The sequence below is a fragment of the Actinomadura roseirufa genome, from assembly GCF_900659635.1.
Taxonomy (GTDB): Bacteria; Actinomycetota; Actinomycetes; order Streptosporangiales; family Streptosporangiaceae; genus Spirillospora; species Spirillospora roseirufa.
This window is the reverse complement of sequence record NZ_CAACVB010000122.1, coordinates 1-23292: the sequence shown is the minus strand read 5'-3', so window position 1 is coordinate 23292 and position 23292 is coordinate 1. Positions and strand designations below refer to the sequence as shown.

The window sequence follows — 23292 nt, the reverse complement described above, 5'->3', positions numbered from 1 at the left end:
CCGGGACGGGGTCGCGCGCGTCGACCGGCGCCGCGCCGAGCGCGACCGGCTGCTGGCCGCGCTGCCGGCGGGCGACGCCGAGGACCCGCCCCGGCCGCTGGTCTACCTGATCGTCGCGACCGGCGACATCTACGAGGACATCCCCCAGGCGCAGGCGGCGGCCCGCGAGGGGGCCGACGTCGTCGCGGTGATCCGCTCCACCGGCCAGTCGCTGCTGGACTTCGTCCCCGAGGGCGCCACCCGGGAGGGCTACGCCGGCACCTACGCCACCCAGGAGAACTTCCGGCTGATGCGCGCGGCGCTGGACGAGGTGTCCCGCGAGCTGGGCCGCTACGTCCGGCTGACCAACTACGCCTCGGGCCTGTGCATGCCCGAGATCGCGACGCTCGCCGGGCTCGAGCGGCTGGACATGATGCTCAACGACTGCATGTACGGGATCATCTTCCGCGACATCAACCCCCGCCGGACGTTCATCGACCAGCGATTCTCGCGGCAGATCCACGCCCGCGCCGGGATCGTCATCAACACCGGCGAGGACAACTACCTCACCACCGCCGACGCGGTCGACGCCGCGCACACCGTCATCGTGAGCCAGCTGCTCAACGAGCGGTTCGGGCACGAGGCGGGCCTGGCCGACGCCCAGCTCGGCCTCGGCCACGCCTTCGAGATCAACCCGGTGGTCCCCGAGTCGTTCCGGTTGGAGCTGGCGCACGCCCAGCTGGTGCGGGAGCTGTTCCCGGACGCGCCGCTGAAGTACATGCCGCCGACCAAGCACATGACCGGCAACATCTTCGCCGGCTACCTGCTGGACGCCTTCTTCAACCTCGCCGGGGTGATGACCGGCCAGTCGATCATCCTGATCGGGATGATGACCGAGGGCATCCACACCCCCTGGCTGTCGGACCGCGACCTCGCGCTGGAGAACGTCCGCTACGTCCGCGACGCCTGCGGCGGCCTGGCCGAGGACTTCATGCCCCGCCCGGACGGCATGCTCGTCCGGCGCGCCAAGCAGGTCCTCGCCGAGTCGGTCGAGCTGCTGGAGCGCGTCTGCGACGACGGCCTGCTCACCGCGATCGCCGAGGGCACCTTCGGGGTCACCCGCCGCCCGCCGGACGCGGGCAAGGGCCTGGACGGCGTCGTCGAGCGCGCCGCCGGCTACTTCAACCCCGCCATCGAGATCCTCGACACCGAGGACCCGCACGCCGACCGCGGCCACGCGGAGCAGGAGGTGCCGGCATGACCGTCGAGATCCCCGGAACACAGGCCCCGGCCGAGCCCGCCGACACCCGGCAGGTCATCCGCCCCTACGGCGACACCACCGGCGACGGCATGGTGCAGATGTCGTTCACGCTTCCCATTCCGGCGGGCCGCCGCGCCGACGCCGCGGCGCTGCAACTGGCCGGGAAGATGGGCCTGGACCCGGCCAGCGTGGTGCACGCCAAGCCGATGGGGCCGCATTTCACCTTCTTCATCGTGTACGGCAGGGTCGGCCATCTCATCGACTACGCCTCCATCCCCGTGCCCGAGGAGCGCGAGTACCCGCTGCTGACCGCCAAGGAGGTCAACCTGGCGATCCGCCGGGCCCTGAACCGGCGGCTGGTGGTGGTGGGGGCCTGCATCGGCACCGACGCCCACACCGTCGGCATCGACGCGATCCTGAACGTCAAGGGCTTCGCGGGGGAGAAGGGCCTGGAGTACTACCGCGAGATCCAGGTCGTGAACATGGGCGCCCAGGTCACCGTCGCCGAACTCGTGGAGCGCGCCAAGGCCGAGGACGCCGACGCCGTGCTGGTCTCCCAGGTCGTCACGCAGAGGAACGCCCACCTGCACAACACCAAGCAGATGGCCGCCGCGTTCCACGCCGAGTACCCGACCGCCGTCGCCGCGGGCATGGGACGGCCCCTGCTGGTGGTCGGCGGGCCCCGGTTCGACACCGTCACCGAGCAGGACCTGGGCGTCGACCGGATCTTCGGCAAGGGGACCACGCCCGCCGAGGTGGCCGCCTACATCGTCCACGCCCTGCTTCCCGGCGAGTCCCTCGCCGGCGGCGGGCGGGGCGACCCCGCGCCGGACGGGAGCGCGCCGGACGAGGACGATCGCGACGAAGGAGAGCACGACCGATGAACGACCACCGCGAGGGCCTGACCGTCACCCACCGCCGCTACGTCCCCTACTCCCACGCCCACTACGGCGGCGAGCTCGTCGACGGCGCGTACATGCTGGGCCTGTTCGGGGACGTGGCCACGGAGGTGTGCATCCGCGCCGACGGTGACGAGGGGCTGTTCGCCTCCTACTCCGACGTGCAGTTCCGCGCGCCCGTCCGGGCCGGTGACGTGCTGGAGGCCACCGCCGTCGTCACCCGCGTCGGGACCCGCAGCCGCACGCTGGAGTTCGAGGCCCGGGTGGTGTGCCGGGGCCGCCCGGACAAGGGCGAGTCGGCCGCCGAGGTCCTCGCCGAGCCGGTCGTGGCGGTCACCGCCACCGGGACCGTCGTCGTCCCCGGACCCGGCGCCTGATCCCGCCCCCGCCCCCGCCTCCGTCCCCGGGCCCGATCCCCCTTCGTGATCGCCGTGCGTCGCCACCGACCGGACGGCGCGTCACGATCATGGCGCTGAGCTGGGAAAACACGGAGTCGCCGCAGAACATGCGGCGGTTGACAAGGCGGCGGAAGCCGGTAGTTTTGCTGCAGTCCAGCACGGGACTCACCGATCGGCCGCCCGAGGCGCCACCGGGCACCGCGCCGTGACGGGACGGATGCGGATCACGCCCCGCCCGTCCGAACCAGTGCGGTGATCCGGAAGCCGTGTCCGAGCGGAGCCGCCCGATCGTGCGGGGGCTTGGACCCGGGAAGGGCCCGGACATCCAGTAGAAAACGGAGGCCCGCTCTCACCGCCTGTGGGACGGCTCCGGCCCGATGGATGTCACGGGCCCTCTTCCGTGTCGGCCCCGCACCGCGCGTCCTCCGCCTCCAAAGCCTCGCGCCCGCCAAGGTGCGCCCCCCGGTCCCGCGCCATCGCCCTGGTATCACCGCGGCCGCACGCCTCAGGCGGCCGCGGCATTCTCCGATCTGCATTCTCCGATCCGCTCCGGGCAGGCCCTTTCGGGACGGATACTGAAAAGAACCTGTTCGAGCCGGTTGTGGCTTGTCTGCCGACGGGACGGACACGTCCCGGTGGGACGATGATGGACACCCAAGCCGGGCGTGTGCTCGCCGTGGCGGCCACGGGCCGGTAGCGTTCCCGCCAGTGGGATCGAGCGAGCGAGGTGTGGAGTTGGCCCAGGAGACCCTCCCGGAACGGCCTGGGGCCGCGGGACCGGGCGCCGAGCCGCCCACCGCGGCCACCGCGGGGACCACCCCGGGCACCACTGCGGCGCCGTCCTCCCCGGAGCCGCCCGCCCGTCCGGGCCGGCTCGCCCGGATGCTCCGCGGCGGCCGCGCCGGCCGGCCGCGCACGCTGCTGGCGCTGGCCGCCGGACTGGTGATGTGGCCGGCCTTCCCGCCGCTGGACCTCACCCCTGCCGCCCCGGTGGGCGTCGCGCTGCTGACCCTCGCGATCCGCGGCCTGCGGCCCCGCACCGGCGCCTGGCTGGGTTTCGTGGGCGGCGCCGCGTTCTTCCTGCCCGTGCTGGACGGCATCATCAAGATCGGCCCGGACGGGTGGGTGCTGCTCAGCCTCGTCCAGGCGGCCTACTTCCTCCCGCTGGGCGCGGGGATCGCGCTGGCGGGCCGGCTTCCCGGATGGCCGGTGTGGACCGCCGCGCTGTGGGTGGGCGAGGAGGCCCTGCGCGGCCGCTTCCCCTTCGGGGGCTTCCCGTGGGCGCGGCTGGCCTTCAGCCAGACCGCGACGCCGCTGACGCCCTACGCCGCCCTGGGCGGCGCGCCCCTGGTCACGTTCCTGACCGCGCTGGTCGGCGGGCTGCTCGCCTGCGCCGCCGTCGCGGTCCTGCGCGTCCGCGCGCGGCGCGAGGAGGCACCCGACAGCGGCTCCGCGCTCGTCCCGGCCGCCGAAGCGTCCGGTGACCTCGCCGGTGAGAAGCCCGGTGAGCCCGCCGCCGATCAGGACCCCCGTGTGGAGGGCCGTGAGTCCTGGCCGCGCGGGTACCGGAAGGCGGCCGTGCCCGTCGCGGCCGCCCTCGCCATGATCGTCGCGATCCTCGGGGCGGGGGCGCTGCTGCCCACCCCGACCGCCGGGCGCCCGGTGACCGTCGCGGTGATCCAGGGGAACGTCCCGCGGCTCGGCCTGGACTTCCTCGGCCAGCGCAAGGCCGTGCTGAACAACCACGTCCAGCGCACCCACGAGCTGGCCGCCATGGTCCGCGCCGGGAAGGTCGCGCGGCCCGAGCTGGTGGTGTGGCCGGAGAACGCCAGCGACCTGGACCCCTACACCGAGCCCGACGCCTACGCCGCCATCGACGGCGCCGTGCGGGACGTCGGCGTGCCCGTCCTGGTCGGCGCGCTGACCGACAGCCCCGACCGGCGCAAGGTCGAGAACCGCGGCATCGTGTGGGACCCGCGCGGCGGCCCCGGCGACTACTACGTCAAGCGGCACCCGGTGCCGTTCGGGGAGTACCTGCCGTTCCGGGACGTCCTGACCAAGCTGATCAAGCGGTTCGAGCGGATCCCGCGCGACTTCGCCAAGGGCACCCGGTCGGGCGTGATGCGGCTCGGCCCGGTCGACATCGGCGACGTGATCTGCTTCGAGGTCGCCTACGACCGGGAGGTCCGCGACGTCGCGCGCGGTGACCTGCTCGTCGTGCAGACCAACAACGCCACCTACGGCCGGACGAGCCTGCCGCCGCAGCAGATCGCGATGTCCCGGCTGCGCGCGGTGGAGCATGGCCGTACGATCTTGGTTGCCGCGACGAGCGGCATCAGCGCGATCGTCGCCCCGGACGGGCGGATGGTCGACAGGTCGCGGGAGTTCGAGCCCGACATCCAGGTGGCCCGCGTGCCGGCGCGCACGTCGCGCACGCTCTCGGACCGGATCGGCGAGGTCCCCGAGTGGGTGCTCGTCGCGCTGGGTCTCGGGGCGGTGTGCGCGGCCGCGCGGGTCACGTCCACAAAGAACGAGGGGAATTGACAGCGATGGAGATCCCAGCCGACCTCGGCCGGGTGCTCGTGATCATCCCGACGTACAACGAGCGGGACAACATCGAGGGCATCACCCGGCGGGTGCGGGAGTCGGCGCCGGAGGTGGACGTGCTGGTCGTCGACGACGCCAGCCCCGACGGCACCGGGGCGCTGGCCGACGCCATGGCCGCCGCGGACGAGCGGGTCCGGGTCCTGCACCGCACCGGCAAGCAGGGGCTCGGCGCCGCCTACATCGCCGGGTTCCGGTGGGCGGCAGAGCACGGCTACGACGTCATGGTCGAGATGGACGCCGACGGCTCCCACCAGCCCGAGGAGCTGCCCCGGCTGCTCGCCGCGCTGCGCGACGCCGACCTGGTGATCGGTGCCCGCTGGGTGCCGGGCGGCAAGGTGCTGAACTGGCCCAAGCGGCGCGAGGCGCTCTCGCGCGGGGCCAACACCTACGCGCGGCTGATGCTGGGCATCCACCTGCACGACTCCACGGGGGGTTTCCGGGCGTTCCGCGCCGCGACCCTGGACAAGATCGGCCTGGACGGCGTCGAGTCGCGCGGGTACTGCTTCCAGATCGACCTGGCGCTGCGCGCGCTGCACCAGGGCCTGCGGGTCGTGGAGGTGCCGATCACGTTCGTGGAGCGCGTCCACGGCACCAGCAAGATGAGCCGGGACGTCATGGCCGAGGCGGCGGTGCGCATCACCCAGTGGGGCGTGTCGGACCGCGTCGGCAGGCTCCGGGCCCCGCGCCCTCCCCGCACCGGGCGCTGACCCGTACCGGGCGCCGACCCGCGCCCGGCCGGGAAACGTTCGGGCCCGTCCTGGCGTTGGAAGGAGCGGAGGCACTTCCGCTACCCGAAGATGGAGCCATGCTGCCGCTCGCACTGGTCCTGGCGTTCCTGCTGATGCCCGTCGTGGAGATCTACGTGATCATCCAGGTCGGGCAGGTGATCGGCGCGTGGCCGACGGTCGCGCTGCTGGTCGCCGAGAGCCTGCTGGGCGGCTGGATCGTCCGCCGGGAGGGCCGCCGCGCCTGGCGGGGCCTCCAGGAGACCTTCCGGTCCGGCGCGCTGCCCGACCGTGAGCTGGCGGACGCGGCGCTGGTCCTGGTCGGCGGGGTGCTGCTGCTGACCCCGGGTTTCGTCACCGACGTGTTCGGGTTCGCGTTCGTGCTCCCCTTCACCCGGCCGCTGGTGCGGCGGGCGCTGGCCCGCTACGGCGCGCGGCGGGTGCGGCTGGCGGGCGCGCGGTCGAGGACGGCGTTCCCGCCGGGGTTCCCGCCCGGCCCCGCGGGCGAGGGCCGCGACGCCGGTTTCCGGGCCGGTTTCGGGCCCGGCTTCGACGGGTTCGGCCCGTTCGGGGGAGCGTCCGGGCGGGACGGCGCGGAAGCGCCGCGCGGCCCGGTCGTCCGCGGCGAGGTGATCGACGACGACGCCGACGGCGCCCCGCCCCGCTCCTGACCCGCCGCTGTCGATCGCCGTCGCCCACCGCTTGATCGGGGTCGCCGGGGGCGCCGACGCCCCGGGAGACCATCGTGCCGGTGGCACGAGGGCCTGACCGACGCCGAGATCGCCGCGCGGCTGGTGACGGGGATGAGAGACGAACCGGGGGATCGGCCTCGGGAACGTGAACGGGCCCGCATCGCGCCGGCGATGCGGGCCCGTCCTCACACTGAGGGCGTCAGCGGGTCACGCGGACTTCCTGCGCCCCGCCCGCAGGATCTCCAGCCGCTCGGCCAGGACCTCCTCCAGGTCCTCGAGAGTCCGCCGCTCCATGAGCATGTCCCAGTGGGTCCGCGGCGGCTTCCCCTTCTTGGCTTGGGGCAGCTCACCGTCGACCCGCAGTGCCGTGGCGCCGCAGCTGCGGCATTCCCAGGTCATCGGCACCTCGGCCTCGGCTGCGAGCGTCACGGTGAACCGGTGGCCCTTCGTGCAGGTGTAGTCCACTTCTTGCCGTGGGGCCAGATCGGTGTTGCGATCGTTCTCGTAGCTCGTCGCTCCGAGTCGGGTGCCGCGAAGTGCGCGCTCGGCCATCGTCACGTGCCTCCCAGACGGCTTGCGGTCTTGCTCTGACCAACGCTGGTAACCGTGACAAGATTCCCGTCCAGGGCGCGATCCAATCCTGCCGATTGCGCGCGCCGCGTCGTCCACGGGGAGGCGACGGCGCCGTGGGCGTCAGTCGCGCGATACCAGGACGTGGTCGATCAGCCCGAACTCCTTGGCCTCCGGTGCGGTGAAATAGCGGTCCCGGTCCAGGTCGCGGCGGACGGTGGCGGCGTCGCGGCCGGTGGCCTCGGCGATGATCGCCTCGATCTGCGCGCGCAGCCGCAGCACCTCCCGCGCCTGGATCTCCAGGTCGCTGGACTGCCCGCGCGAGACGTCGACGGCGGGTTCGTGCAGCAGGATCCGGGAGCTGACGAGCGCGGCCCGCTTGCCGGGGGTCCCGGCGGCGAGCAGGATCGCCGCCGCCGACCCGGCCTGCCCCACGCAGGTCGTCTCGACCTCGGGGCGGATGAACCGCATCGTGTCGTGGATCGCCATCATCGCCGTCAGCGACCCGCCCGGGGAGTTGATGTACAGGGCGATGGGCCGGTCGGGGTCCATGCCCTCCAGCGCCAGCAGCTGGGCGGTGACGTCGTTGGCGCTGGTGTCGTCGACGGGCGCCCCGAGGAAGATGATCCGGTCCTCGAACAGCTTGTTGTAGGGGGTGGACTCCTTGACCCCGTACGCCGTCCGCTCCACGAACGAGGGGACGAGGTAGCGGCCGTCCGCCCGCGTCACGATCCCACCCGGTCGGTGGTGTCGACGACGCGGTCGACCATGCCGTACTCGCGGGCCTGCTCGGCGGTGAACCAGCGGTCGCGGTCGCCGTCGGCCTCGATGCGCTCCAGCGGCTGGCCGGTGTGGAACGCGGTCCGCTCGGCCAGGGTCCGCTTGAGGTACCGCGACTGCTCGGCCTGGATCTTGATGTCGGACGCGGTGCCGCCGATGCCGCCGTGCGGCTGGTGCATCATCACCCGCGCGTGCCGCAGCGCGTACCGCTTGCCGGGCGCGCCGGCGCACAGCAGCGTCTGCGCCATGGAGGCGGCCATGCCCATCGCGACCGTGGAGACGTCGTTGGGGACGAACTGCATCATGTCGTAGATCGCCATGCCGGCGTCCACGACGCCGCCCGGGGAGTTGATGAACAGGGTGATGTCGCGCCGCTCGTCCCGCGCGGCGAGCAGGAGCAGCTGCGCGTTGACGCGGTTGGCGACCTCGTCGTCGATCTCGGACCCGAGGAACAGGATCCGCTGGGCCAGCAGCCGCTCGGACAGCTGCCCGTCGGGCAGGGGCGGCGCGGCGACCGAGGCCCGCGACCTCCCGGTGAACGTCTGCGGCCGGGACGGCTCGGGGCGGGGCTCGGGACTGCCGCCCCGCGTGGCGTCGAACATGGACCCTCCTGGAGATCAACTGTACAGAACGTACGCTCTGTACGCAGACGGAGCGTACAGGCGTGCGCCACGGAGGACCAGGGGAGTTCGCTATACGATGAACAACGTGGAGAAGCCGGTGACGGAGGCACGCAAGGAGTTCGCCGATCTGGTGAACCGGGTCGCCTACACGGGGGAGCGCGTCGCGCTGACCCGCCGCGGCAAGATCATGGCTGCCCTGGTGTCGGCGGAGGACCTGGAACTGCTGGAGAGCCTGCGCGCCGGGCGGTACGACCTCACCCAGACGGGCCCGGCGGCGCCGCCCGACCGCCCGCAGCCCGCGCCGCTGCGCATCGCGGCCGAGTATCGTCCCCCCGGCCCCCCGCGGCCCCCGGGTTTCGGCCGCTGACCCGGCGCGCCGCGCCCGCGACCGAGATCCTCGGCGCCGGGGACGAGGGCACGCGGCTCGGTGACCGGGTGGCCGGCCTGGCGCTGGAGAACATTCCTCCGGAACGCGCCGGCCGTGTGAGGGAGGTCAGTCGTTCCCGGTGCCGGTGGCCTGCTCGTCCTCCGCCGGCGGAACGTCGCGGCGGTCCGGCGCCCGGCCGGGGGAGCGGACCCACAGGCCGCGCGAGGCCATGACGTGGCGGAGGGTGACCAGCTCGTCGGTCATGATCCCGTCGATGCCGATGTCCAGCAGGCGCCGCATGGCCGACGGGTCGTTGACCGTCCAGGCGTGGACCTTCATGCCGAGCTCGTGGGCCTGGGCGATGAACGCCTCGGTGACGAAGGGGACGGGGCCGAGGCCGTAGGGGACCTGCGCGCAGGCGACGCCGGTGGCCGCCAGCCGGACCAGCTTGGCGGCCGGGCCGCCGTAGGACTTGGCGCGCAGCGCCATCAGCCCGCGCGGGCCGAGGGCGGTGCACACGTCCCGGTCGGTGAACAGGGGCAGCCGGGCGCGCATCTGCGCGAGGCGCCGCGTGGAGAAGGACGTGATGCACACCCGGTGCCAGGCGTTGGTGCGGTGCAGCGTCCGGGCGAGGGGCCCGATGACGGGGGCGTCCTTCAGGTCGATGTTGACCCGGGCGTCGGGCCAGGAGCCGAGGACGTCCTCCAGGCGGGGGATGGGCTCGGTGCCGCCGATGCGGGCGCGGGCGACCTCGGCGTAGGGGAGGCGGGCGATGGCGCCGGTGCGGTCGGTGACCCGGTCCAGGGTGCGGTCGTGGAAGGCGACGACGACGCCGTCCGCGGTGGCGTGGGCGTCGGTCTCCAGGTAGCGGTAGCCGAGGTCGGCCGCGCGCTGGAAGGCGGCCATGGAGTTCTCGGGCCGCCCGCCCGCGCCGCCGCGGTGGGCGAAGGGGATCGGCCCGGGGTGGTCGAGGAACTCGTACTCGCGGCGCACCGTCCGATTATGGCGGAGGCCCGCGACCGGCTGAACCTTACTACGTAAAGGCATCGGGCGGTGCTAGCGTCGGCGCGGCGATCGATCATCCCGATCGCCTCATCCGGAAAGGACCTCCATGGCCGACGTGAACGACTACAGGGCGACGTTCGAACTCGTGGACGTGGACGGTGACGGTTACATCTCCACGGCCGAGCTGAAGAACCTGATGAGCGCGCTCGGCCAGGGGATCACCGAGACGCGCGCGGTGGAGGTCGTCGTCGCTGCCGACGCCAACCACGACGGGAAGATCTCCCTGGCGGAGTTCGCCGCGCTGATGGAGCGCACCGCCCGCTGAACACCGTGCCGTCGGGCCGTCGCGGGAGACCTCCGGCGCGGGTACGGCGGCCGGTTCGCGGTCAGTGGGGGAGACGGCGCGCCTTGACCGTGTTGTCGGTCCGTGGTTCCGGCCTGCCGCCGGGACGGGTCTGGACGCGCTCGTGCTCCTCGGCGCGCAGGATCTCCCATCGCCCGTCGCGCAGGGCGAGGGCGTCGATGATCTCCTCGGGCGTGGGGAAGTGGACGTCGGCGTGGTCGTGCTCCTCGGAGGCGGGGAAGTCGCAGTGCCCGGTGATCAGGAGGATGCCGCCGGGCGCGACGGCCTTCGCGGCGGTGCGCAGGATGTCCTCGCGGGGGAAGTCTCCGTGGAAGTGCAGGAACTGCGCGGACACCAGGTCGTAGGTCCCGGCGGGGAAGGACGCGGCGAAGTCGTGGTGCTGCCAGTCGACGCGGTCGGCGACGCCCTGCTCGCGGGCCGTCGCGGCGGCGCGTTCCAGCGCGACACGTGAGATGTCGGCGGCGGTGACGCGCCAGCCGCGTCCGGCGAGCCAGATCGCGTCGGCGCCCTCGCCGCAGCCGACGTCCAGTGCGGTGCCGGGGGTGAGGCCCTCGGTCTCCCGGACCAGGGCGGCGTTGGGGGCGCCGCTCCAGATCTGGTCGCTCTCGGAGTAGCGCTCGTCCCAGATCTGGGCGTGGTCGTCGGTCATGCGGTTCTCCTCGGTGCGCGGTTCGGATGCCTCCGGGGTCGATGGTGGCTCCGGGGGCCCGGTCTCCGCGAGTTTCGTTGCGGTTCTGGCAAACAGGCCGATGGCCGGGCCGTCCGAACGGCCATAGCCTTAGGGAATTTGCCTAAACATCTTAGGCAACTGCATACTGCTCGTACGAGCGAGGGGGCGGTATGGCGCGCGCGGGTCTGACGACCGATCGGCTGGCCCGGGCGGGGGCGGAGCTGGCCGATGAGGTCGGGTTCGACCAGGTGACCGTCTCGGAGCTGGCCAGGCGCTTCGACGTCAAGGTCGCGAGCCTGTACTCGCACGTGAAGAACTCCCACGACCTCAGGACCCGGATCGCCCTGCTCGCCCTGGCGGAGATGGCCGACCGGGGTGACGCGGCGCTGGCCGGCCGGGCGGGCAGGGACGCGCTCGCGGCCCTGGCGGGCGTCTACCGCGACTACGCCCGCGAGCATCCCGGCCGTTACGCCGCGGCGCAGATGAGGCTCGACGCGGCGGCGGCCGCCGCGAGCGCGGGCGCGAGGCACGCGCGGATGACGCGGGCGGTCCTTCGCGGCTACGACCTGGCGGAGCCGGACCAGACGCACGCCGTCCGGCTGCTGGGGAGCGTTTTCCACGGTTACGTCAGCCTGGAGCTGGGCGGCGGGTTCGACCACAGCGCGCCCGACACGCAGGAGACCTGGACGCGGATCATGGACGCCCTGGACGCCCTGCTGCGCGCCTGGCCCGCGACCTGACGGGCCGAGAGGGCGAGGGACCATGACCGCCGAGCACCGCTGGATCACCACGCCCGTCACGGCGGACCTTCTGCGGGGGGCGCTGGACGTGGAGCGCACCGAGCACGGGGTGCTGCCGCACCGGCTGCCCGCCTGGGCGCGCGCCCAGTGCGCCGACGGGCAACTGGCCCTGGCCGAGTCCCAGCCGTCCGGCGTGCGACTGGTGTTCCGAACCCGGGCCACCGCCGTCGAACTGGAGGCGCTGCCCACCAAACGCGTCTACACGGGTGCTCCGCCTCGTCCCGGCGGAGTGTACGAGCTGCTCGTGGACGGACGGCCCGCCGGCCGGGGCGGTGTGCCGGGCGGCAACACCCTGACCATCGACATGGTCGCCGGCACGGCCGAGGCGCGGTCCGGGACGTCCGGTACCGTCCGCTTCTCCGGCCTGTCCGGCGACGCCAAGACCATCGAGATCTGGCTGCCGCACAACGAGACCACCGAGCTCATCGCCCTGCGCACCGACGCTCCCGTCGAGCCCGCCCCGGATCCGGGCCGCCGCGTGTGGCTGCACCACGGCAGCTCGATCAGCCACGGGTCGGACGCGGACGGTCCCACCGCCACCTGGCCCGCCCTCGCCGCCTCTCTCGGCGGTGTGGACCTGGTCAACCTGGGCTTCGGCGGCGGCGCCATGCTCGATCCGTTCACCGCCCGCGCCATGCGCGACGTTCCCGCCGACCTGATCAGCATCAAGATCGGCATCAACCTGGTGAACACCGACCTGATGCGGCTGCGCGCCTTCACCCCCGCCGTCCACGGCTTCCTCGACACCGTCCGCGAGGGGCACCCGGCGGTCCCGTTGCTGGTCGTGTCGCCCATCCTGTGTCCCATCCATGAGGACACACCCGGCCCCACCCGGCTCGACGCGAGTGAGCTGGGACGCGGCCGGCTGAGGTTCCGCGCCGCGGGGGATCCGGCGGAGGCGGCGGACGGGAATCTCACCCTCGGTGTCATCCGCGGAGAGCTGGCCCGGATCGTGGCGCAGCGGGCGGCGCGGGACGTGAACCTGCACTATCTCGACGGCCGCGCACTCTACGGCGAGGCCGATTTCGCCGAGCTGCCGCTGCCGGACCGGCTCCACCCGGACGCCGCCGCGCACCGCCGCATCGGAGAGCGCTTCGCCAAGCTGGCCTTCGCCGGAAACGGAGGATTCGCCGCCCCGGCCCAGTGACCGGCCGGGAGGTGGCTCATGTCGTTGAACCTCACGATCGTGGGCGGAAGGCCCGGGTTGTCATCGGTGGTCAGGGACGCGGGTCCGTGCGGGCCCGATCCCGGCTCCTTTCGATCACCGGTCAGGCGTTCGACGCCGTGACGGTGCCGGCGGCGCCGTCGATGGTGATGACGGCGTCGTCGCGGAACCTGCTCGTCGCGTTCGGGATGCCGAGGACGGCGGGGATGGCGTGCTCGCGAGCGACGATCGCGGCGTGGGAGAGCACGCCTCCGGTCTCGGTGACGACACCGGAGGCGATGCGCAGCAGCGGCGTCCAGGCGGGGTCGGTGAACGGGCAGATGAGGATGTCGCCCGGGTGCACGCGCGCGAAGTCGGAGGGACCGCGGACGATCCTGGCGGTGCCGGTCACGGTCCCGTGGCTGCCCGGTGTTCCGGTGAGGGCGGCCGAGGGAGTGCCCGAGGCGCCGGAAGGCGGTGGTGGCGGTGGCGTGGTGGTGACCGGCCGTGCCTGCAGAACCCAGGTGCGGCCGTCGGCGATCGCCCACTCGATGTCCTGCGGACCGCCGAGTTCGGCGGCGATCTCCCGGCCCACGTCGGCGAGGTGCGCGGCGGTCGCGTCGTCGATCGCGGGCTGGCGCCGGGACCCGGTGGGCACGTCGCGAACGACGAGTCGCGTGCCGCGCCGGTCGAGGCGGGTCCGTTTGTCCGCGACGGTACGTGTGCTCGACCCGTCCTCGGCGACGCGGTAGGCGTCAGGGGTGACCGTGCCCCCGACGATGCTGGGACCGAGGCCCCAGGACGCCTCGATCCGGGTCGCCTCGTTCGGGCCCGCTGGTGTGAACATGACTCCGGACACCTCGGCGTCCAGATGGCGTTGGACGATGACGGCCATCACGAGCCGGGCCGACCGGTCGTCGCGGCCGGAGGCGCCCTGGTAGGCGATGGCACGTGGAGACAGCAGCGACGCCCAGCAGGCACGTACGGCATCGGAGACCTCGCTGACTCCGTGCACGGCGAGGAAGCTCTCGTACTGACCGGCGGCTGACGCCTGGCCGGTGTCCTCGTTCGCCGCCGATGACCTGACCGCCACGGGCGGATCGCCGAGCTCGCCGAGCGCGCGCCCCAGTGCGTCGGTCACGGTGGCGTGGAGCGGGCGGGACTGGATCGCCCGCCGTGCCGCGTCGAGATCGTCCGGCCGGCCGGCGAACCGGTCGAGGCCCAGGTCGCCGACGGCGGCCAGGTGGGCGGCGAACGGGACGACGAAGCCGTCGGGAACCGGCAGGCCCGCGCGGAGCAGCGCGCCGAGCGCGCCGGCCTTGCCGCCGCAGGTATCGGCGGCGGCCTCCACGAGGGGGACGATCACCAGCTCGCGCCTTTCAACGGAAAGTTGACAACGTTTTGTTGAGTATCCAGGATGGGTCGCATGTCGCGCAAGCAGGACTTCACTCACATCGCGCACGCCGACCACGTCCATGCCCAGCGTGAGCGGGAGGCGTCCAAGCGTCTCCTGGACCTGGGCGCGGACACGCTCGACGCCCGTCCGTGGCGGCCCTCGCCCGTCCCGCCGTCGGCTGTCGACCTCGTCCAGTACGCCGTCTGGCGCAGCGCCGACCTGGACCCGAAGGACGTCCTGAGCGCTCTGGCCCTCCTGCGAGCCGCACGCGCGGAGGTCGAAGGACTCGAATCGGCCCTGCTGTTCATAGCCCGGAGTGCGGGACTGACCTGGGCGCAGATGGCCGACGCGATGGGGTTCAACTCCCCGCAGGCGTGCCAGCAGCGCTACACCCGCCTGACGGCGCGACAGGACGCCGACTCATGACGCGGACCTCTCCGCTCGACCTCTTGGTCCTGCACGCCGTGCGCATCACCGGCTTCGCGGACACCCCCGTTCTCGCGCAGCGATACGGGCTCGACGCGGCCGAAACGAAAGAGCTGCTGCGCGACGCCCAGGCACGCGGCTGGGTCGAGCACACCGCCTTCGCCGGCAGTGGCGGCTGGTCGTTGACCGCAACGGGCAGGGCCGAGAACGAGTGCCGGCTCGCGGCCGAACTCGCACGCGTCGGCGGCGCCGACGAGGTCCGTGACGTCTACCGCGGGTTCCTCCCGCTGAACGCCCTCCTGCGGCAAGCCTGCACCGACTGGCAACTCCGGCCCGCCGCCGGCGATCGGCTCGCCGTCAACGACCACTCCGACCCCGCGTGGGACGCCGGAGTCCTCTCCGAGCTCGCGAGCATCGACCGTGCGCTCACGCCACTCACGGACCGACTCGGAAGCGTCCTCACGCGCTTCCGCGGATACGACGAACGATTCACCGCGGCCCTGACGCGCGCCCAAGCCGGGAACGGCGACTGGGTCGACCGCACCGACGTCGACTCCTGCCATCGTGTGTGGTTCGAGCTCCACGAAGACCTCATCGCCACGCTCGGCATCGACCGGCGCGCGGAATCCTGACCGCACACTCCGCCCCTCGCATGCGCGACTGAGCGAACGCACTGGGGCAGATGTCGGCGACCTCGCGGAGCGGGCTGGCGGCTTTCCGGAGGTTATCCGGGGCGGCTGTCCGGCTGGGCGGGGGAGTGGGGCGGGGCCGAGACGCGCAGGACGCGGTAGGCGGAGCGGGAGGCGATCCGCTCGGTGGGCAGGCCCTGGTCGTTCAGCCAGCGGTGCAGGGAGTCCGAGCCGAGGTGCTTCTGGACGACGAGGTGGGCGTGGCCGGTGGGGGTGAGGCGGGGGAGCCAGGCCAGGAGGAGGTCGTGCAGGGCGGTCTTGCCGATGCGGATCGGGGGGTTGGACCAGATCGCGGCGAACCGCAGGTCGGGGTCGATCTCGTCCGCCAAGCCGAACCTTACATTGTCAAGGCCGGCGGCGGTGGCATTGACCTCAGCGATCTCCAGCGCTCGCCGATTGACGTCCACTCCCCAAATACTCGCCTGCGGCGAGCGTTTGGCCAGGGTGAGGGCGATGGGGCCGTAGCCGCAGCCGAGGTCGAGGAGGTCGCCGTGCGGCGGGGGAGGAGGGACGGTTTCGAGCAGGACGCGGGTGCCGGGGTCGACGCGGTCGGGTGAGAACATCCCGCTGTCGGTCTGCAGCCGCAGGTGCAGGTCGGGCAGGACGAGGTCGACGGTGCGGCGGCGGGCGGCGGCGCCGGGCCGTTCGGCGAAGTAGTGATCCCCCACGTCGGCCGACCGTATCAGCGCCGGAGGCGTTCCCGTACCGGAGCGGTCCGCCGCGGTACGGGCGGGGTCAGGGGAGGCGGGAGAACCAGGCCAGTGACAGGCCGCCGGCGGCCAGGGCGAACAGCAGCGCCAGGCCGGTGTAGCGGGCGGCGATGTCGCGGTGCTCGGTCTTGAAGCCGAGGGAGCTGCCGATGTTGGCGTACACCTCGCCGAGCTGGCCGGCGTCGGCGGCCTCGTAGGACTTGCCCTGGGTGCTGTCGGCGAGGGTCTTGAGGGTCTCCTTGTTGACCGAGACGCTGGTGGTCTCGCCTTCGATGTCGACGGTGCCGTAGGGGGTTCCGAAGGCGATGGTGGAGACGGGGACGTGGGCGGAGCGGGAGGCGTCGATGGCCTCCTGGACGGAGCGTCCGGTGGTGTTGTCGCCGTCCGACAGCAGGACGATGTGGGCGGGCGGCGGGTCCTGGCTGGCCTGGGCGTCGAAGGTCCGCACGCCCTGCAGGGAGGTGAACACGGCCTCGCCGATGGCGGTGCGCTTGGCCAGGACGAGCTGGTCGAGGGAGGCGATGGCGGCGTCGCGGTCGGCGGAGGGGGCGGCGACGAGGTTGGCGTTGCCGGCGAAGGAGACGACGCCGACGTTGAAGCGGGCGGGGAGCTCGCGGATGAACTTCTTGGCGGCGCTCTTGGCGGCGTCGAAGCGGGTGGGGGAGACGTCCCTGGCCATCATGGACAGGGACACGTCGACGGCGACCATGATGGTGGCGCGGTCGCGGGGGACCTTGACCGAGCTGGCGGGGCGCGCGAAGCCGACCATCATGAGCAGGATCATGATGAGGAACAGCCCGGCGGCGACGTGGCGGCGCCAGCCGGGGCGTCTGGGGGCGACCTGGGACAGCAGCGCCAGGTTGGTGAAGCGGACGGCGTAGCGGCCGCGGCGCAGCTGCAGCAGGACGTAGGCGGCGGCCAGCAGCGGGAGCAGGGACAGCAGCCAGAGGCGTTCGGGTGACAGGAAGGTCATGGGCGCGCTCCGGCGGTGGTGACGGGCCGTCCGGCGGCGCGGCGCTGGCGGAGGGCGAAGCGGGCGATGTCGGTGATCCAGTCGCGGTCGGTGCGCAGGACGAGGTGGTGGGCGCCGCTGCGGCGCAGGGCGGTGCGGGTGGTCTCGCGCTGGGCGGCGGCCGCGGCGGCGTAGCGTTCGCGGACGCGGCGGCTGAGGACGATCTCGTGGACGGCGCCGGTCTCGGGGTCGGCCATCTCGATGAGGCCGACGTCGGGCAGGTCGAGTTCGCGGGGGTCGATGATCTCGATGGCGAGGACCTGGTGGCGGGCGGCGAGGCGGCGCAGGGGCCGTTCCCAGGGGGGTTGGCCGGACCGGTCGGGGTGGCCGGTTGCGGGGGTGGGGTCGTCGAGGGGGGCGAGGAAGTCGGAGATGACGACGCGGAGGCCGCGGCGGGTCTGGCCGCGGTCCAGGGAGGTGAGGGCGGCGGCGAGGTCGCCGTGGGGGGTGGCGCCGGCGGTGGCGGTGGCGAGTCCGGCGCGGGCGCCGGTCATCGCGGTGCCGGTGGCGGGGCCGCCGGTGGGGCGGGCGTCCAGGACGGCCTGCAGGAGGGCGTAGAAGGCGGCCTTGCCGGTGCGGGCGGGCCAGCGGCGCAGGCCGTCGCGGTGCAGCAGGTAGGCGCCGGCGCGGTCGCCGAGGCGGACGGTGAGGAAGCCGACGGCGGCGAGGGCGGCGACGGCGAGGTCGCGTTTGACGAGGGTGCCGGTGCCGAAGTCCATGCTGGGGGTGAGGTCGATCAGGGCCCAGGCTTCGAGTTCGTGGTCGGCGATGAGGTCGCGGACGTGGGGGGTGGTGGTGCGGGCGGTGACGGCCCAGTCCATGTGGCGGACGTCGTCCTCGCCGGGCTGGTAGAGGCGGGCTTCGGCGAGTTCGGTGCCGGGGCCGGGCAGCAGGCCGAGGTGCTCGCCGTTGAGGAGGCCGTCCAGGCGGCGGGTGACCTGGAGTTCGAGGCGGCGCAGGGTGCGTTCGGGGGCGAGGTGGGCGAGGTCGCCGTCGCGGTCTCCCGCGCGCCGGCCGGCGGGTTCGGGGTGGTGGAGGCGGCGGGGTTTCATGCGGTGGTCACCGCCGCGGCGCCGTGGTTCCACACCACCCGGGGCGGGGGGACGGCGGCGAGGATCTGGGCGATGACGTCGGCGGTGTCGACGCCGTCGGCGAGGGCGTCGAAGGTGAGGACGAGGCGGTGGGCGATGACGTCGCCGGCGACGGCGCGGACGTCGTCGGGCAGGACGTAGTCGCGGCCGGACAGCAGGGCCAGGGCGCGGGCGGCGGAGACCAGGCCGAGGGTGGCGCGGGGGCTGGCGCCGATGTCGATGACGGTGCGCAGGTCGGGCAGGCGGTACTGCTCGGGTTCGCGGGTGGCCATGACGAGCCGGACGATGTAGTCGGCGATGAGCTCGTGGACGGAGACCTCTTCGGCGGCGCGCTGGAGGGCGGCGAGGCGGTCGGTGTCCAGGAGCCGGGTGGCCTCGGGCGGGTCGACGCTCATCCGCTGGAGGATCTGGAGTTCCTCGTGGGCGGCGGGGTGGTGGACGTCGATCTTCATGAGGAAGCGGTCGCGCTGGGCTTCGGGGAGGGGGTAGACGCCTTCGGACTCGATGGGGTTCTGGGTGGCCAGGACGATGAAGGGGCGGGGGAGGGGGTAGGTGTTGCCCCCGAGGGAGACCTGGCGTTCGGCCATGACCTCCAGGAGGGCGGACTGGACTTTGGCGGGGGCGCGGTTGATCTCGTCGGCGAGGACGAAGTTGACGAAGACGGGGCCGAGTTCGACGTCGAACTGTTCGGTGGAGGGGTGGTAGATGCGGGTGCCGACGATGTCGGAGGGGACGAGGTCGGGGGTGAACTGGAGGCGGGCGAAGGTGCCGCCGACGACGCGGGCGAGGGTGCCGACGGCGAGGGTCTTGGCGACGCCGGGGACGCCTTCGATGAGGCAGTGGCCGCGGGCGAGGAGGGCGACGACCATGCGTTCGACCATGTGCTCCTGGCCGACGATGACCTTCTTGACCTCGGTGACGGTGCTCTGGAGCAGGGCCGCGGCCTCGTCGGCATCGTGGGCGGTGATGGTCATCTGGGAGTCCTCGCTGTCGTGCGGGTTCCGTCGTGTGCGGTGCCGTGGGTGCCGGTCGGGCGCCTTCTGACCCTACGCGATCACTTGTACCCGTTAGTGCGAGATACCTGCCTGATGTGGGTGATCGGTTCGCGGGTCTTTGGGGCGGGTTGTTCGGGGTGGGGCGGGGTAGCGGGGGTGTCCGGGGCGGTGCGGTTGTTAGTGTGGCGGCCATGTCGAGGCCGTTGCCCCCGGGTGATCCCGCCCAGCTGGGGCCGTACCGCCTGTCGGCGCGTCTGTCGGAGACGCCGGCGGGGATCGTGTTCCTGGGCGTGGACGGTGCGGGGCGGCGGGCGAGCGTGGCCGTGCTGAACCAGGGCGCGGCGGGTGACGCCGCGGCGCGGGACCGGTTCCGGGCGGCGATCAACGCGGCGGTGCCGGGCGCGGGGCGTCGTGCGGTGCCGTCCGGTGTGCCGGGGGGCGGCGGGCCGGGTGGTGAGGCGCCGGTGGTGGCGGCGCAGCCGGACGGGCCGGCGCCGTGGGTGGCGACGGTGTACGAGGCGGAGCGTGTGGGGGCCGAGAGGTTCCTGGAGCCGGTGCTGCTGGACGGGGTGTTCCGGGGCCGGTGGGGCGGCGGGCGGCGTCGCGGGCCGGGTTTTCAGCCGTACTGGCTGGGGTCGGGTGAGCCGGCGTTGGAGCGTCCGGGGCCGCCGCCGGGGATGGTGGCGCCGGTGCCGGTGGGGGAGCGGCCGCCGGAGCGGAGCCTGGTGGCGGCGACGGTGACGCTGGCGGGGGCTTTGCTGGTGCTGGCGTTGCTGATGGGGGTGTTGTTCGCGTGCCAGCCGAGGGCGAAGGAGCCGCCGCCGCAGCCGCCGGAGCCGACTCCGCAGGTGCCGGTGCCGTCGCGGACTCCGGTGCCGCAGTCGCCGGTGCCGCCTCCGGTGAGCCCGTCGCCGCCGCCGTCGGTTCCGCCGACGGCGCCGCCGTCCGATGGTGACGGTGGGGGCGGCGGCCCGGTGTGAGCGCGGGCCCTCGCCCGGGTGCCCGGACTGCGTTGGTTCGGGCGGGTAGGGCAGCATGAGGGGATGCTGGAGACTCTGATCGCTTTCACGGGCGCGGCGGTGCTGATCGCCGTCGCGCCGGGCCCGAGCACCGTCGTGATCATGCGTCAGTCGATGCGCGCCGGCCGGCGGGCGGGGCTGGCGACGGTCCTGGGGAACGAGACGGGGGTGCTGGCCTGGGGGCTGGCGGCCGCGGCGGGGTTGTCGGCGCTGCTGTCGGCGTCGCGGCTGGCCTATGACGGGCTGCGGATCGCGGGCGCGGCGGTGCTGGTGTACTTCGGGGCGCGGGCGCTGTGGGGCGCGCGGCGGCGCCGCGGGGCGGCGGCGTCGGAGGCGGCGGGGGAAGGGGCCGGGGGGCCGGATGCGGCCGCGGGCCCGGGGGATCCGGCCGGTGCGGGCGGGGTGTCGGCGTGGCGGTGTTACCGGCTGGGCCTGGTCACCAACTTCGCGAACCCGAAGGCGGGGGTGTTCGCGGTGTCGTTCCTGCCGCAGTTCGTGCCGGGCGGCTGGTCGGTGCCGGTGGCGCTGGTGGTGTTCTCGGTGCTGTGGGCGCTGATCGACCTGGCCTGGTACACGGCGGTGGTGTGGCTGGTGGCGGCGGCGCGGCGGGCGCTGGAGCGCCCGGTGGTGCGGCGCCGGCTGGACCAGGTGTCGGGGCTGGTCCTGGTGGGGCTGGGCGTACGGCTCGCGGCGGACGCCTCACGGTGATCCGGGGCCGCTGCGCCGCCCCGAAATCTCATGATCGCCATTTGGTGCGGTGAGGCTTAGCCTGAGTGGATGACCGCACTGGATGATCTCGCCGACCGGTACATGGACGAGTTCGCCGCCCTGGACCCGTGTCTGGCGGCGATGATGGGGATCGCCGGGCAGGACGCCCGTCTGACCGACTACAGCCCGGACGGGGCCGCGGCGCGCGCCGACCTGGCCCGCGCGACGCTGGCCGAGCTCGATCGCCTCACCTCCCGTTCGGTGCCCCCGCCGTCCGGTCCGGGAGCCGGCGCGGACGGTGGCTCGGGCGGTGGCGCGGCCGAGGCGGACCGGGTCACGGCGGCGGTGCTGCGCGAGCGGCTGGAGACCGATCTGGCGTTGCACGAGGCGGGGGCGCGGTCCGGTTTCCTGGACACCACCGATGGTCCCGTCCAGCGGTTGCGGACCTCGATCGAGCTGCTCGACCAGGGCGCGGCGACCGACTGGGACGCGGTGCTGGGGCGGCTGAGCGCCCTTCCCGGGACGCTGGCGGGGCTGCGGGAGGGGCTGGACGCGGCGCGCGGGCAGGGCCGGGTGGCGGCGCGGCGGCAGGTCGCCCGCAGCGCCCGCGGGTGCCTGGAGGTTCCCGCCTACCTGCGGGAGCTGGCCGGGCGGCACGGGGACGGTCCGCTGCGCGGGCGGCTGGACGCCGCCGCGGCGTCGGCGTCGGCGGCGCTGGCGGAGTTCGCGGAGTATCTGACGGGCGACCTGGCGGGTGACGCGCCCGTGCGGGACGCGATGGGCGCCGACCGGTACCGGCTGGGCGTACGGGACTTCCTGGGGACCGAGCCGGACCTGGAGGAGACCTACGCGTGGGGCTGGGAGGAACTGGCCCGCATCGAGACCGAGATGGACAACGCGGGCGAGCGGATCCTGCCGGGGGAGCCGCTGCCGGTGGTCCGCGCGGCGCTGGACGCCGATCCGGCCTACCGGGTCAAGGGCGCGGAGGCGTTCCGGGAGTGGCTGCAGGAACTGGCCGAGCAGGCGATCGACGATCTGGACGGGGTGCACTTCGACATCCCGGCCGAGCTGCGGCGGATCGACTGCCGGATCGCGCCGGCGGAGTCGGGCATCTACTACCTGGCGCCGACGGAGGACCTGTCGCGTCCGGGCACGGTGTGGTGGACGGTGCAGGACCGCGAGGAGGACATCGCGACCTGGACGGTGCCGGGCACGATGTACCACGAGGGGGCGCCGGGGCATCACCTGCAGCTGGGGGTGACGGCGCTGAACCGGGGCCTGAACCGGTTCCGGCGGCTGGCCAGCGAGCTGTACCCGGGGTACTGCGAGGGGTGGGGCCTGTACGCCGAGCGGCTCATGGACGAGCTGGGCTACTACCGGGACCCGGCGTACAAGCTGGGGATGCTGGCGGGCGGGCAGCAGTTCCGCGCGGCGCGGGTGGTGCTGGACATCGGGATGCACCTGGAGCTGGAGATCCCCGCGGGGACGGGGTTCCACGAGGGGGAGCGGTGGACGCCGGAGCTGGGACTGGAGTTCCTGCTCGCGCACGGCGGGCCGCAGCCGGAGGCGGCGTCGGCGTTCGAGATCGACCGGTATCTGGGCCGTCCGGCGCAGGCGATCGCCTACAAGCTGGGGGAGCGGGTGTGGCTGGAGGCGCGTGAGGCGGTGCGGGCGCGGGAGGGCGCCGCGTTCGATCTCAAGGAGTTCCACCGGCGGGCGCTGGCCCTGGGCCCGATGGGTCTGGACCTGATGCGTTCGGAGCTCGCCCGCGCCTGAGCCGGGTCCCCGGCGGGCGGGCCGGTGGTGAAGGCGGCGCCGGGGCCTGTGCCGGACGCCCTGGTGGACGCCGGCGGGTGGACGCTGAGAGGTTCTCCGGCCTCGGCGACGCGGCGAGGCCACCGCATCGAGTGGTTTCACGCCGAGTCCGGAGCACGGGGGCCGGGTCAGCCGGAGGCGCCGGGCGCGGCCGCCGACCGCTCGTGGCGGCCCTCGCGCGGACGCGGCCACGGGCGTCCCGCCAGCAGCGTCCGTGCCCGCAGCAGCACGCTGCCCGTCCTGGCACGGGCGTCGAAGCGGCCGTGCGCGCCGTGGTCCTCGGTGGCGTCCAGCGGACGCCACAGGTTCGCGGGACGGCCCGGGTCCTCGCGCGCGGCGGTCTACTGCGAGGCGAACCCGCCGCGGGCCAGGTAACGGTCCAGCAGCGCGGGCGCGATCCGCTGCGCCAGCAGCGTCGCCACCGTCGACCCGCCCACCAGTACTCCTTGCGGCGCGGCCCGTCCGACTCCGGCGCGGCGCCGGTGACCACGACCACCCGCCCGCTCATGCCGCGCCCCCGTCTTCGCGGCTGTGCTCGCGGCTGCGG

The 23292-nt window shown here is 73.6% G+C and carries 26 protein-coding genes; 15 read left to right on the top strand and 11 right to left on the bottom strand.

Annotated features, from left to right (window positions below):
- The 6 genes from kamD to E1291_RS24060 all read left to right on the top strand — a co-directional run.
- Positions 1-1240: lysine 5,6-aminomutase subunit alpha (gene kamD, locus E1291_RS24085; RefSeq protein WP_131740247.1), on the top strand; the 1240-nt coding region annotated here is incomplete at its 5' end.
- The gene (gene kamE, locus E1291_RS24080; protein WP_131740246.1) at positions 1237-2124 is read left to right on the top strand and encodes a lysine 5,6-aminomutase subunit beta; all 888 of its coding nucleotides are present in this window, start codon (positions 1237-1239) and stop codon (positions 2122-2124) included. The genes kamD and kamE, both read left to right, overlap by 4 nt.
- A complete protein-coding gene (gene kal / locus E1291_RS24075) occupies positions 2121-2516 on the top strand; it encodes a 3-aminobutyryl-CoA ammonia lyase (protein ID WP_131740245.1) in 396 nt (131 codons plus the stop codon). The genes kamE and kal overlap by 4 nt, the downstream gene beginning before the upstream one ends.
- Positions 2517-3272: 756 nt before the next feature.
- A complete protein-coding gene (gene lnt / locus E1291_RS24070) occupies positions 3273-5081 on the top strand; it encodes an apolipoprotein N-acyltransferase (RefSeq protein ID WP_370771028.1) in 1809 nt (602 codons plus the stop codon).
- Positions 5082-5086: 5 nt separating this feature from the next.
- Positions 5087-5851, top strand: a complete 765-nt coding sequence (locus E1291_RS24065; protein WP_131740244.1) for a polyprenol monophosphomannose synthase — start codon at positions 5087-5089, stop codon at positions 5849-5851.
- A gap of 98 nt (positions 5852-5949) precedes the next feature.
- The gene (locus E1291_RS24060) at positions 5950-6540 is read left to right on the top strand and encodes an FxsA family protein (protein ID WP_131740243.1); all 591 of its coding nucleotides are present in this window, start codon (positions 5950-5952) and stop codon (positions 6538-6540) included.
- A 228-nt stretch (positions 6541-6768) separates the two neighbouring features.
- On the opposite strand, the gene E1291_RS24055 is transcribed toward E1291_RS24060, so the two are convergent.
- The 3 genes from E1291_RS24055 to E1291_RS24045 all read right to left on the bottom strand — a co-directional run bounded on the left by E1291_RS24055 (position 6769) and on the right by E1291_RS24045 (position 8513).
- Positions 6769-7113 carry an RNA polymerase-binding protein RbpA gene (locus E1291_RS24055; RefSeq protein WP_131740249.1) on the bottom strand — a complete coding sequence of 115 codons (345 nt, stop codon included), beginning with the start codon at positions 7111-7113 and terminating at the stop codon, positions 6769-6771.
- 141 nt (positions 7114-7254) lie between these two features.
- Complete coding sequence (locus E1291_RS24050) at positions 7255-7863, bottom strand: ATP-dependent Clp protease proteolytic subunit (RefSeq protein ID WP_131740248.1); 609 nt, start codon at positions 7861-7863, stop codon at positions 7255-7257.
- A complete protein-coding gene (locus E1291_RS24045) occupies positions 7857-8513 on the bottom strand; it encodes a ClpP family protease (protein WP_131740242.1) in 657 nt (218 codons plus the stop codon). The genes E1291_RS24050 and E1291_RS24045 overlap by 7 nt, the downstream gene beginning before the upstream one ends.
- Positions 8514-8610: 97 nt before the next feature.
- Between E1291_RS24045 and E1291_RS24040 the strand changes: the two genes are divergently transcribed.
- Positions 8611-8901 carry a type II toxin-antitoxin system Phd/YefM family antitoxin gene (locus E1291_RS24040; protein WP_131740241.1) on the top strand — a complete coding sequence of 97 codons (291 nt, stop codon included), beginning with the start codon at positions 8611-8613 and terminating at the stop codon, positions 8899-8901.
- 126 nt (positions 8902-9027) lie between these two features.
- On the opposite strand, the gene E1291_RS24035 is transcribed toward E1291_RS24040, so the two are convergent.
- Positions 9028-9894: a glycerophosphodiester phosphodiesterase family protein gene (locus E1291_RS24035; protein WP_131740240.1), complete on the bottom strand. Its 867-nt coding sequence runs from the start codon at positions 9892-9894 to the stop codon at positions 9028-9030.
- Between the two features lie 118 nt (positions 9895-10012).
- On the opposite strand from E1291_RS24035, the gene E1291_RS24030 reads away from it, so the two are divergent.
- Positions 10013-10231, top strand: coding sequence for an EF-hand domain-containing protein (locus E1291_RS24030; RefSeq protein WP_131740239.1), 219 nt, complete (start codon positions 10013-10015; stop codon positions 10229-10231).
- 61 nt (positions 10232-10292) lie between these two features.
- Here the strand turns inward: E1291_RS24030 and E1291_RS24025 are convergent, their stop codons facing one another.
- Entirely contained in the window at positions 10293-10919 is a 627-nt protein-coding gene (locus E1291_RS24025) for an SAM-dependent methyltransferase (RefSeq protein ID WP_131740238.1), read from the bottom strand.
- 191 nt (positions 10920-11110) lie between these two features.
- On the opposite strand from E1291_RS24025, the gene E1291_RS24020 reads away from it, so the two are divergent.
- Positions 11111-11680 (top strand): TetR/AcrR family transcriptional regulator, encoded by a 570-nt coding sequence (locus E1291_RS24020; RefSeq protein ID WP_131740237.1) that lies wholly within the window; start codon positions 11111-11113, stop codon positions 11678-11680.
- Between the two features lie 22 nt (positions 11681-11702).
- Complete coding sequence (locus E1291_RS24015; RefSeq protein ID WP_131740236.1) at positions 11703-12887, top strand: GDSL-type esterase/lipase family protein; 1185 nt, start codon at positions 11703-11705, stop codon at positions 12885-12887.
- Between the two features lie 121 nt (positions 12888-13008).
- Here the strand turns inward: E1291_RS24015 and E1291_RS24010 are convergent, their stop codons facing one another.
- Positions 13009-14250 (bottom strand): PEP/pyruvate-binding domain-containing protein, encoded by a 1242-nt coding sequence (locus E1291_RS24010; protein ID WP_131740235.1) that lies wholly within the window; start codon positions 14248-14250, stop codon positions 13009-13011.
- A gap of 60 nt (positions 14251-14310) precedes the next feature.
- Between E1291_RS24010 and E1291_RS24005 the strand changes: the two genes are divergently transcribed.
- Together E1291_RS24005 and E1291_RS24000 are read left to right on the top strand one after the other, a co-directional pair.
- A complete protein-coding gene (locus E1291_RS24005) occupies positions 14311-14706 on the top strand; it encodes a DNA-binding protein (RefSeq protein WP_131740234.1) in 396 nt (131 codons plus the stop codon).
- On the top strand, positions 14703-15338 hold the full coding sequence (locus tag E1291_RS24000) for a transcriptional regulator (RefSeq protein ID WP_131740233.1): 636 nt from the start codon (positions 14703-14705) through the stop codon (positions 15336-15338). The genes E1291_RS24005 and E1291_RS24000 overlap by 4 nt, the downstream gene beginning before the upstream one ends.
- A 92-nt stretch (positions 15339-15430) precedes the next feature.
- Here the strand turns inward: E1291_RS24000 and E1291_RS23995 are convergent, their stop codons facing one another.
- The 4 genes from E1291_RS23995 to E1291_RS23980 form a co-directional block, all read right to left on the bottom strand.
- A complete protein-coding gene (locus E1291_RS23995) occupies positions 15431-16063 on the bottom strand; it encodes a class I SAM-dependent methyltransferase (protein ID WP_131740232.1) in 633 nt (210 codons plus the stop codon).
- A 67-nt stretch (positions 16064-16130) separates the two neighbouring features.
- On the bottom strand, positions 16131-17078 hold the full coding sequence (locus tag E1291_RS23990) for a VWA domain-containing protein (protein WP_131740231.1): 948 nt from the start codon (positions 17076-17078) through the stop codon (positions 16131-16133).
- Positions 17075-18169, bottom strand: coding sequence for a DUF58 domain-containing protein (locus E1291_RS23985; RefSeq protein ID WP_131740230.1), 1095 nt, complete (start codon positions 18167-18169; stop codon positions 17075-17077). Before E1291_RS23985 ends, E1291_RS23990 begins: the two co-directional genes overlap by 4 nt.
- Positions 18166-19182 carry an AAA family ATPase gene (locus E1291_RS23980; protein ID WP_131740229.1) on the bottom strand — a complete coding sequence of 339 codons (1017 nt, stop codon included), beginning with the start codon at positions 19180-19182 and terminating at the stop codon, positions 18166-18168. Before E1291_RS23980 ends, E1291_RS23985 begins: the two co-directional genes overlap by 4 nt.
- Positions 19183-19394: 212 nt before the next feature.
- On the opposite strand from E1291_RS23980, the gene E1291_RS23975 reads away from it, so the two are divergent.
- The 3 genes from E1291_RS23975 (at position 19395) to E1291_RS23965 (ending at position 22706) form a co-directional block, all read left to right on the top strand.
- Positions 19395-20183: a hypothetical protein gene (locus E1291_RS23975; protein ID WP_131740228.1), complete on the top strand. Its 789-nt coding sequence runs from the start codon at positions 19395-19397 to the stop codon at positions 20181-20183.
- 63 nt (positions 20184-20246) lie between these two features.
- Complete coding sequence (locus E1291_RS23970; protein ID WP_131740227.1) at positions 20247-20930, top strand: LysE family translocator; 684 nt, start codon at positions 20247-20249, stop codon at positions 20928-20930.
- A gap of 69 nt (positions 20931-20999) precedes the next feature.
- Positions 21000-22706 (top strand): DUF885 domain-containing protein, encoded by a 1707-nt coding sequence (locus E1291_RS23965; RefSeq protein ID WP_131740226.1) that lies wholly within the window; start codon positions 21000-21002, stop codon positions 22704-22706.
- Positions 22707-23086: 380 nt separating this feature from the next.
- On the opposite strand, the gene E1291_RS43365 is transcribed toward E1291_RS23965, so the two are convergent.
- Positions 23087-23292: hypothetical protein (locus tag E1291_RS43365; RefSeq protein WP_370771027.1), on the bottom strand; the 206-nt coding region annotated here is incomplete at its 5' end.